The organism is Streptococcus sp. 1F3 (assembly GCF_054968985.1).
Genome location: NZ_JBUEQR010000039.1, coordinates 85,862 through 96,060 on the forward strand (window position 1 = coordinate 85,862; position 10,199 = coordinate 96,060).

The 10,199-nt window shown below is 41.1% G+C and carries 13 protein-coding genes; 3 read left to right on the top strand and 10 right to left on the bottom strand.

Annotated features, from left to right (window positions below):
* Positions 1 to 317: 317 nt before the first annotated feature.
* The 9 genes from ACVPON_RS03660 to ACVPON_RS03700 form a co-directional block, all read right to left on the bottom strand.
* Positions 318 to 857 (bottom strand): VanZ family protein, encoded by a 540-nt coding sequence (locus ACVPON_RS03660; protein WP_462876277.1) that lies wholly within the window; start codon positions 855 to 857, stop codon positions 318 to 320.
* The gene (gene rlmN / locus ACVPON_RS03665; RefSeq protein WP_462876279.1) at positions 854 to 1,966 is read right to left on the bottom strand and encodes a dual-specificity RNA methyltransferase RlmN; all 1,113 of its coding nucleotides are present in this window, start codon (positions 1,964 to 1,966) and stop codon (positions 854 to 856) included. The genes ACVPON_RS03660 and rlmN overlap by 4 nt, the downstream gene beginning before the upstream one ends.
* Before the next feature lie 7 nt (positions 1,967 to 1,973).
* The gene (locus ACVPON_RS03670) at positions 1,974 to 2,540 is read right to left on the bottom strand and encodes a YutD family protein (protein ID WP_462876281.1); all 567 of its coding nucleotides are present in this window, start codon (positions 2,538 to 2,540) and stop codon (positions 1,974 to 1,976) included.
* Between the two features lie 273 nt (positions 2,541 to 2,813).
* Positions 2,814 to 3,863: a SepM family pheromone-processing serine protease gene (locus tag ACVPON_RS03675; RefSeq protein ID WP_462876283.1), complete on the bottom strand. Its 1,050-nt coding sequence runs from the start codon at positions 3,861 to 3,863 to the stop codon at positions 2,814 to 2,816.
* On the bottom strand, positions 3,850 to 4,338 hold the full coding sequence (gene coaD / locus ACVPON_RS03680) for a pantetheine-phosphate adenylyltransferase (protein WP_462876285.1): 489 nt from the start codon (positions 4,336 to 4,338) through the stop codon (positions 3,850 to 3,852). Before coaD ends, ACVPON_RS03675 begins: the two co-directional genes overlap by 14 nt.
* A complete protein-coding gene (gene rsmD, locus ACVPON_RS03685) occupies positions 4,328 to 4,867 on the bottom strand; it encodes a 16S rRNA (guanine(966)-N(2))-methyltransferase RsmD (RefSeq protein ID WP_462876287.1) in 540 nt (179 codons plus the stop codon). Before rsmD ends, coaD begins: the two co-directional genes overlap by 11 nt.
* An 86-nt stretch (positions 4,868 to 4,953) precedes the next feature.
* Entirely contained in the window at positions 4,954 to 5,337 is a 384-nt protein-coding gene (locus ACVPON_RS03690) for a rhodanese-like domain-containing protein (protein WP_462876289.1), read from the bottom strand.
* Positions 5,338 to 5,553: a YqgQ family protein gene (locus ACVPON_RS03695; RefSeq protein ID WP_462876291.1), complete on the bottom strand. Its 216-nt coding sequence runs from the start codon at positions 5,551 to 5,553 to the stop codon at positions 5,338 to 5,340.
* Between the two features lie 327 nt (positions 5,554 to 5,880).
* Positions 5,881 to 6,393, bottom strand: coding sequence for a Dps family protein (locus ACVPON_RS03700; RefSeq protein WP_462876309.1), 513 nt, complete (start codon positions 6,391 to 6,393; stop codon positions 5,881 to 5,883).
* A 171-nt stretch (positions 6,394 to 6,564) separates the two neighbouring features.
* Between ACVPON_RS03700 and ACVPON_RS03705 the strand changes: the two genes are divergently transcribed.
* From ACVPON_RS03705 to ACVPON_RS03715, 3 genes are all read left to right on the top strand, one after another.
* Positions 6,565 to 6,984: a low molecular weight protein-tyrosine-phosphatase gene (locus ACVPON_RS03705; protein WP_462876292.1), complete on the top strand. Its 420-nt coding sequence runs from the start codon at positions 6,565 to 6,567 to the stop codon at positions 6,982 to 6,984.
* A gap of 79 nt (positions 6,985 to 7,063) precedes the next feature.
* Entirely contained in the window at positions 7,064 to 7,492 is a 429-nt protein-coding gene (locus ACVPON_RS03710) for a hypothetical protein (protein ID WP_462876294.1), read from the top strand.
* A complete protein-coding gene (locus tag ACVPON_RS03715; RefSeq protein ID WP_462876296.1) occupies positions 7,482 to 9,311 on the top strand; it encodes an acyltransferase family protein in 1,830 nt (609 codons plus the stop codon). Before ACVPON_RS03710 ends, ACVPON_RS03715 begins: the two co-directional genes overlap by 11 nt.
* Before the next feature lie 336 nt (positions 9,312 to 9,647).
* Here the strand turns inward: ACVPON_RS03715 and ACVPON_RS03720 are convergent, their stop codons facing one another.
* Complete coding sequence (locus ACVPON_RS03720; protein ID WP_238596331.1) at positions 9,648 to 9,722, bottom strand: hypothetical protein; 75 nt, start codon at positions 9,720 to 9,722, stop codon at positions 9,648 to 9,650.
* Positions 9,723 to 10,199 lie beyond the last annotated feature (477 nt).

The following is a 10,199-nucleotide window of genomic DNA, read 5'->3' on the forward strand; positions in this document are numbered from 1 at the left end:
CACAATTCATCTAGAAGATGATTGGAAGTTGGAAATAAAGAAACGGAGTTTCCACAATTCATCTAGAAGATGATTGGAAGTTGGAAATAAGGAAACGGAGTTTCCACAATCGTCGAAGTAATAAAAGTTAAACTAAATGAGTATAAATAAAAACCTGTATTGACAGTTCTAAGTATAAACCAATAACCATAAGAGCAATAGCCCTCACTAGGAATACTCCTAATAAGGGCTAGGGTCTATTTCTTTAGGATTCGTTTGTTTTCAGCTCTTTCAAGAAGCTACAGGTGCTACACTTTGGAGTTAGGACTTGGCTTCTTCTAGCTTTGGCTAACTCTTTTTTCACACTTAGGTGTCAGGTGTTTTTTCCACAAACGATAGGTGACATAGGCAAGTACACCTCCTAAGGTATTGGTCCATAGGTCATCTACTTCAAAAACACGACCGACATCAAAAAGGAAATCCAATAACAACTGACTACACTCGATAAAGAGACTCATCAAAAAGCTATAGATGACTACCAGTCGAAGGCTCTGCCATCTTCTAAAAAGCAAGACAAGGGCTAAGACGAGGGGATAAAGAAGAAAAATATTGGTCAGATTTTGAAGCAAAAGCAGCCACCAATCCGACAGACTGTCGAGCTTATCTGCATTAACAAGACTGTTAAAGGGAATTGGCAGAAAATAGAGCCTGCCGATTTGGACGATACCGGGTGTTGAAAAAGTCTTATACTGGGGATAGAAACTCTGCGGTAAAAAACACATCATAGCGATTACAAGGGCATAAAGCCATGCCCAAAATCGTACGATTTTCCGGCCGAGCTGGGTCAAGCCTCCCTTCCCTTGAAAGAAGTGCTTCATTCCTTGATACCTGCTTTTGCCTTGGCTGCTGCAATCCGGCTACATCTGGATTCACGGTCTTTTTTCATGGTGTTCGAACGCAACTGACCACAGGCTGCATCAATATCAGTACCGTGTTCTTGACGAACGACACAATTCACTCCATTCTTCTTGAGACGATCATAAAATGCCGCAACCCGTTCTGGTGTTGAACGACTGTACTGGTCATGCTCACTCACAGGGTTGTAAGGAATCAGATTGACATAAGAGAGCTTTCTAATGTTTTTGGTCAAATCTGCCAATTCTTGAGCTTGTTCTACACCGTCATTGACTTCATTCAGCATGATATACTCAAAAGTGACGCGACGATTGGTTGTTTCAATATAGTCTTCAATTGCTTCAAACAAGACCTCAATTGGAAACTTACGATTGATACGCATGATGCTGGAGCGAATAGTATTGTTCGGAGCATGGAGAGAAACAGCTAAATTGACTTGCACTCCTTCTCTTGCAAACTCACGGATTTTCGGTGCTAAACCAGAAGTTGAAACGGTGATATGGCGCGCCCCTATTGCCAGTCCCTTATCATCATTGACAGTCCGTAGGAAATTAAGAACATGGTCATAATTATCAAAGGGTTCTCCAATCCCCATCACCACAATATGGCTGACACGCTCTCCCTGCTTACGGTCATCAAAATACTTCTGTACCAGCATGATCTGAGCCATAATTTCTCCACTATTCAAATCCCGTTGCTTGCGAATTAGACCAGAAGCACAGAAAGTACAGCCAATATTACAGCCAACCTGGGTCGTTACACAAACCGACAAGCCATAATGCTGCCGCATCAAGACTGTTTCTATCAGCATGCCATCAGGCAATTCAAAAAGATACTTGACCGTTCCGTCTTTTGACTCTTGTACGATGCGTTGCTGGAGAGGATTCACCACAAAGTGGTCATTGAGTTTCCGAATCAGATCCTTGGAAAGATTGGTCATGTCCTCAAAGGTCTGTACACGATTGCGATAGAGCCACTCCCAAATCTGGGTTGCACGGAACTTCTTTTCACCTTGCTCCAATACCCAATCTATCAAACCGGTACGACTGAGGCTATAAATTGATGGTTTCATAGGTCTCCTACTTTTGGCGAATCACAAAGCTATGCTTGCTTTCGTGTGGCTCGCGCTGATTCTTTTTCTTACTTTGTTTTTTAGTCCGTTCTGACCTGCCTTGCTGTTGAAAAGAGGGATACTTCTTCTCACTCTTATCTTTTACAGTGAATGCACGCTGTGGTCTACGGTTGTTCCGACCACGACGCTTACGGTTCGGTCGGTCTTCTACCTCCATCGGTAATTCCTGTGGCTGAGCATTTCCTAATACAAAGTAGGCACAACCGAAGTTACAAAACTCCGTCAAATAATCATCCAAACGACTGATTTTTAGGTCTGACTTAACTACCTTTTCATCCTTGTAAAATCCTTTTAAACGGAGCTGTTCATTGCCCCAATCTCCTACAATGTAATCAAATTTCAGCATAAGGGAAGAAAAACGTTGCCCAAAAGCCGTCTGGTCAAAAGCATCACGGTAATCTTCCAAAAGGTCTAATTCGATATTTTCTGCGACAACCTTATCTCCAACACGGGCAAAACTAGGTCCAGGAAATTTATTATAATTGTACAATTCAGGTGCGATTTCCTTTTTCATCACTCCTCCTTTTCTATGTTCTATCTAACCTTATTATTATAACACGATTTAACAGCATATTGATAGAGCCAGAGGTATAGAAAAGAAATTTCAGAACATTCTCATATTCTTACGCTAGACAAGAGCCCTATTATAGATCATATAGTGATTTCACTTTTAAAAACTATGTTATGGAATTAGAAAAACTGCCCTTAAGCATGTCATAGACAGGCATAGCGTAATTATCGTGCTGGTTTTAAAGTGAATTGACCATATATAGCAAAAAAAGAGCCTCTACTGGCTCTTCGTTTTCTTTAAGTAGTCAATGGCTTCCTTGACATTGGTAACGGGTACAACTTCAATGTCAAGATTATCCTTTTTGACAGCCTCCATTGCTTCTTCATAATTGGTTTTAGCATTTGGTTTTTGCTTCAGAATCTCTTCATCAACAGGATTGTTAGGCACAAAGAAAATACTTGCCCCTGCTTTTGCTGCAGATAATACTTTCTTACCTGCACCCCCAATATCTCCAACTGAACCATCTTGCTCAATCGTTCCAGTTCCTGCAATCATACGACCATCCCGCAGGTCAGCGTCTGCTAATTGGGTGTAAATGGCTAGTGTAAACATCAAGCCTGCACTCGGACCGCCGATATTACCTGTCTGAAAATCAATCTGCTCACTGCTCTTGACCTCGGTATGATCCACAAGACCAATCCCAATCCCATTTTTTCCATTGGCTAACTTGATAATTTTTCCATCTGCAGTCATTTCTTGTCCAGCACTCAAATACCCGACTTTTACGTCACTTCCCAGCTGCAAACTGCTGACATATTCAATCAATTCAGGCGAGCTCTGAAAGGTCTTACCATTAACACTGACGACTGTATCGGCAATATTCAGGATATTCTTAAAGCTTGAATCCTCCGTCACATTGAGGACATATACTCCGAAAAATTCTAGAGAAGTCTCTTTGTTTGCTAAGGTCAAACCTTGGTACTTTGCCATATTTTGCGAAGTTTCCATGTAGAACTGACTAATTCGATAAAATTCTTCTGTATCTGCACCACCAGCTAGCTCTTCCTTGGGAATAATATCTGAATGGGAATCAAAAGCCGCCAACAAAAGCTGAACAGCTGTTGCTGGCTTAACCTGTATATAGACAAAATTATATGATCCTGGTTTTTCATCTTCTTGATTCCCCACCCTTAGTACTGTCCGAATATCCGAAGCCCCACCAGGACTTTCGATGTAGTAGGGAAGAGGAAAAAGAAGAGCCGCCCACACTAGAATCGTTGAGACAACGATGGAGACAATCAGGAGTAATTTTTTATTTTTTTTCATTCTTCAGTAATTCCTTGCTAATGTTTTTAGGTACATAAGGACTAATGTCTTGGTCAAAATACAAGAGTTCCCGTACTTGACTTGAAGAGACAAACTTGTACTCTGGTTTTGCCAATAGATAGATGGTCTCCATTTCTGGAGCCAGCTCACGATTGTAAAAATCAAAACTCGATTCATATTCCAAATCCATTCCATTTCGCAAACCACGTACTAGATAATTTGCACCGATGTGACGTGCTACATCAACGACCAACTGATCTTGTGCAACGACTACCTTAACCGTAGGTAGCTCACTAACCGCTTCTTCTATCAAGCGTCTCCGCTCCTCAGCTCCAAGAAGACCTTGTTTGTGGGGATTGACAAAGACACCCACATAAAGGACATCAAACAGTTGACTGGCTCGTTGAATCAAGTCCAAATGCCCATTTGTAAGCGGGTCAAATGACCCTGTAAAAAGCCCAATTTTACCTAACATAGACCACTACCTTGCTAATCCCGTAGATTTTTTCTTTCCAAATACCCAAATCGGCGACCTCTTCTGGAAGCTGGACCTCTTTATCGACCTCGCAGACGACCATTGCCTCTGCTGTTAACAGATTTCTCTGGCACAAATCCGTGACCGTCTCTACAATCGTTTCCTTTGCATAGGGTGGGTCTAGAAAAACAAGGTCAAACGCTCCCTGCACCAGTTCTAGCGCCTGTCTAGCTTCCATTGGCAAGAGTTGAAATTTAGTTGCTTCCTTGGTCATGGCAATATTTTCCCGAATAATCGCCTGCGCCTGCCGGTCTCGCTCTACCAGAACGGCTTGCGTCATCCCTCGCGAAATCGCTTCAATGGATAAACCACCACTTCCTGCAAATAAGTCTAAGACACGTCCTCCAGCAAAATAGGGACCAATCATATTAAAGATAGCGCCGCGAACCTTGTCTGAGGTCGGACGTGTGGTCTTTCCTGGTAAGGTTTTAAGGGGCCTTCCACCGTAATCTCCAGCAATAATTCTCATAGTTCTTATTATAGCATACTTATCCCAAATCTAATCTGTAAAAAATATAGAAAAAGAGCATTCCTGCCCTTTTCCTTTCATACCCTCTAGTTCATTTTCACTTTTCCATCCCAGCCATTAAGACCATAGCTCAAAATGTAGATATCATCATAACCATTCTTTTTCAAGAGCAGAGCTGCTTGCATGACCACCTGACCCCGATCATTTTCATAGAGCAAGACAGGCTTGTCTTTCCGCAGAGCTCCAAAACTTTGCTTCAACTGTTGGGAGGGGATATTACGGGCTCCCATTATATGTTTTTTCCGATATTCTGCTGGATCACGCAAATCAACCAGTTGACCACCGTGGATTTTCTCTGCAAAAGTAGGATTTTCCACCACCCTTGCTGCCTGGCGTAGGCGCCAATAATTGAAAGCGACCCAAACTCCCAATACGATTACAAACAACAATAAGACATAAAGCGTTGACATTTACTGCTCCTTTTTCTCTTGATATTCTAATTCTAAACGATGTTCCCGTCTTAAAACCAATTCAGCTTCCAGATAATCCAAACGCTCCATCAGTCCTGCTTCATAAATCCGACGTAGCTCTATCTGCATCATCTCAATATCATATAAGCGATTGCCCATATAGATAAAGATTCCAAACTGCTTTAACACCTGCTGCACATCATAAAGTTTCTTCATAGAAAAAGTGTAGCAAAACTGAATCAATATTGCAATAGCAAAAAACTTCCCTATTTCTCAGCTTCCCTTACCGTCAACTTTTATACTCATTTAGTTTAACTTTTATTACTTCCACAATCCTTGAAGGAATAAAAGGGAAACGAAATGACTATACTACACTACTAGTCTATCCCTTTCTCTCTTTCTTCACTAGATAGGTTTGTCATTGAAAAAGATGACAAATGTCACACGACAGCTCTTACATGAAAAAACCAGCGCCACAAAGCGCTGGTCACTGAAAATGTATCCTACGGTCCTGCGGACGATAGCCTCTTCTGCCCTGATAGATTATAAACCGGGTGCTTGTCCTAGTTCTGCTTGAATCATCCAAATATGCTTTTCAAGGCTTGCTTTTGCATCATGGAAAATGTCATTTGTCAAATCATCTCCCTCTTTATCTGTCACATCAAGCCCTTGTTGGAATAGGCTAACAAGATAGCGAAAGACTTCTACAACACGTCCTAATTGAACTTCCATAGACAAGCTATAGTCGCCTGGTACTTCTTTTAATTGGCTATTCTCACTAAATTCTTTCAAGGTAGAAAATGGTGCTCCACCCAAGGTAATCAAACGCTCGCTTACCTCATCGAGGTAGCCTTCCAACTCTTCCATATATTCATCCATTTTTGGATGCCATACGAGGAAGCCACGACCACGCATATACCAATGCACTTGGTGTAAAATAGAATGAGCAACTGACAAGTCTGCCACTACTTGATTCAAGAGTGCCTTTGTTTCTGGTTCTGCTTGTGCTTTTGCAAAACTTGCAATTTCGGCTGGTGATTGATAGAGTTTATTCATCATAAAAGGTTACCTTCTTTCTCTTATTTATAATCATTATAAATAAAGACACCAAAAATTGCAAGCATTTCGAATTTTATGAGAAAAGTTTCAACATTCACATAAAATGAGGAAAGCATTTTGGTTTAAAATACGATATAATAGAGGAGAAGCATATCTAAGGAGAAACTCATGAAAAAAATCGTCTTTGTCTGTCTTGGAAATATTTGCCGTAGCCCCATGGCTGAATTTGTCATGAAAAGGCTAACAGATCAGCTCATCATAGAAAGTCGAGCAACCTCATCTTGGGAACATGGTAATCCGATTCATAAGGGCACGCGCCAGATTCTCCAGCAATACCAGATTCCCTACAACGATCACAAATATTCCCAGCAGATCAGCCTAGACATCGCAGAAGAATATGACTATATCATCGGAATGGATAGCCAAAATATCGCTGATCTGAAAGAGATGCTCCCAACTAGACTGCATGGTAAAATCCATCCTTTTGCTGAAACCAGTGTGCCTGACCCTTGGTATACAGGGGATTTTGAGGAAACCTATCGCCTGGTAACTGCTGGCTGTCTAGCCTGGAAAAATCGACTTTTGTAAGCATATTTTGAAGAAACGATTTTTGTGATTCCCCTGAAAACATGATAAAATAAAAGCAGTAACTAGAAAAGAGAAAGCTATGAACAAGTTGATTCATTATCTGCAAACCATTGATTTGAACGACCTAAAAACCTATCTCACACGACCAAGGATTGAAAAGGCTTGTATGATCCTGATTAGCCTCTGCGCCTTATCGGTCTTTCTCGGGCGGATTCCCAGCAAGCAGACCTTGAGCTTAGATGATGGAAAAATCACCTATCATGGGACTGTAGTTGCTCATAAAATGTCTGGTAAGGGTAGCCTAACCTTTGAAAACGGTGACAAGTACGACGGACAATTTAAAAATGGTATTTTTAACGGTGAGGGAACCTTTCGCTCCGCCAGTGGTTGGACCTACGAGGGGGAATTTAAAAATGGTACGGCTGATGGTCAAGGAAAGTTGACAACTGAAGCCAAGGTCGTCTACGAAGGAACATTCAAACAAGGAATCTATCAACATGAGAATTAAATGGTTTTCAACAATACGAGTGCTAGGGATGCTCTTTGTACTGCTCTATCACTTTTACATCTCCTTTTTCCCCGGTGGATTTGTCGGGGTGGATCTCTTTTTCACCCTGTCTGGCTATCTAACAACCGCCTTATTTTTAGATGAATATGCCAAAGCCCAAACCATCGATTTCAAAGTTTTTTTTAGGCGACGTTTCTATCGGATTTTCCCACCAGTTGTCCTGACACTTCTTGTGACAACACCGCTTGCCCTATTGGTCCGTAATGACTTTATTGCCGGTATCGGACGTCAACTACTAGCTGCCCTAGGATTCATGACCAACTTTTTTGAAATTCTAGCAGGTGCTTCCTACGAAAATCAATTTACACCGCACCTCTTCCTCCATACTTGGAGCCTTGCCCTTGAAGTTCATTTTTATCTCCTTTGGGCATTGATAATCTGGGGGATAACACGACTAGCAAAAACGCTCGGTCAGCTCCGGGGAATGATTTTTCTCACCTCAAGCGGTCTCTTTTTCATCAGTTTTCTGACCATGTTTATTTCGAGTTTCTTTGTCAAGAGCTTCTCGACCATTTACTTTGCAACCTGGACCCATATTTTCCCATTCTTCCTAGGAAGCATGTTGGCCAGCTTGACTGGACTGAAAACTTTGACCCGACCATTTGAAAGAGCCATTGCCACTTGGAACTTAAAGCAAATATTGGCTCTTATGGCAGCTGGTTTAGGCCTTGAACTATTGCTCCTTGTTTTCTTAAAATTTGACAGTATCTGGACTTATCTCATCGGTTTTCTCCTTTCAAGCCTAGCGACTGCCATGATGATTTATGCAGCCCGTATCCTACACGCAAAGACGAAAAAAGTAAAAGAGCCAGCTCTTTTACTCTTCTTCTCCAACATTTCTTACAGTATCTATCTCTTCCATTGGCCTTTTTATACGATTTTTTCACAGTTGCTGAGCCACGGACTAGCTGTGCTGGTCACACTCCTTTTTTCCACCCTCTTTGCCACTCTTTCCTTCTACCTCATCGAGCCTTATCTGGCTGGAAAAAATGGGAAATTCTGGAATCTCGAGTTTGACCTCAAACCCTATGCAAAATGGATTTGGGCAACCGCTGCTACTCTCCTCCTTACTACGATAGGAGTTGGCCTCTTTGCACCTCGATTAGGAAATTTTGAACGTGAATCCCTAATCAATAACCTCTATCAAGCCAGAGATCGCATGGGACAAACCCAACAATTAGCTCAAAGAGGAAAGGCTACCTCTTTTGAAGTAGGCGAAGGATTGACCATTATTGGCGACTCCGTTACCTTACGATCAATAGAACAATTAAACATCTTTTTCCCAGACGCCTTTATCGATGCTCAAGAAAGCCGAAATGTAGCACAAGCAGCAGAAATCCTCCAAAATAACATCAATAATCATGCCTTGATGAAAGATGTGGTCATTGCTACAGGGGTCAATATTGTCTATAATTACGAAGAAGAACTAGACAACATCATTTCCATTCTGCCCAATGGGCACCATCTAATCCTCGTCACCCCTTATGACGGAAACTCAGCCCAGTATAGTGATTCCGTTGCTGAAAAATATGCAACCTACGCTCGGGAATTAGCTAAGAAGTATGATTTCATTGCCATTGCTGACTGGAATACCATTGCCAAGAATAATCCTCAAATTTGGACTGGTAGCGATAACATTCACTACGGTAGCAATCATGACACCATCGTGGAGGGAGCAACACTCTTTGCACAGACTATCAAGTCTGCACTAGAGCAGGTAGAAAAACAACTCGTCAAAAATGTCGGGGTCACTGAATAAGTAAGCCCAAGCCAAAACGCTTTAATACCAACTCTGTCTTAAAACGCTAGCTGAACCTTGTTTAGATTCTTTAATTACTTGTCATACTTATTTCGTTTACCTTTTATTACTTCAACGATTATGGAAACTCCGTTTCCTTATTTCTTTTCTTACAAAATTGAAAAACAAGCTATTTTTAGCTCGTTTTATGTACTTATTTGACATTTTATCCAGTTTTAGATATACTAGTAATAGAAAAAAGGCAGTTGCACAAACAACTACCCAATGCAGAACCGTTTAAGACGGTGGCATGTTTATTGGTTAAAGATAACCGTCAACCGACCAAAGTTGAGACGGTTATTTTTTTGTCGATTTTACCAGTTCAAGGACTAACATCACGAGAGCGATAACGAAGTTACCAGCCACAAACATGAGCGTTAAGACCTCAAAGGTAGACAAATCTAGCTCCTCCTTTCGTCAGATTTTGATGAATTGCCCATAGGCATCACCTCTCTTTCAGAATGAGTAGCCACCGTCTTAACTTTTCTGCTTCTCTAGTGTATCATATTTTTTAGATGAATACTCACTTATTCATCTTTTTTTATGTTCAATTCCTAACGGCATAGCTATCATTCGATTCATGCCCAATCACTCGAAAATGAACTTATACTCAATAAAAATCAAAAGTAGACTAAAAAACGAAGCCGAAGGTAGAACGAGCCTTCACCAAGGCAAGTTGACGAAGTATCCTTTTGATTTTTAAAGAGTATTATGATTGATTGACTATAGCTTTTCATCAACCGACTACAGTTGACAATGAGTCAAAAAATGGGCTCTATAATTTCTGTAGTGGGTAAATCCACTGTAGAGATTATGGAGCCTTTTTGAGTATAGAAAAAAAGTCCCATA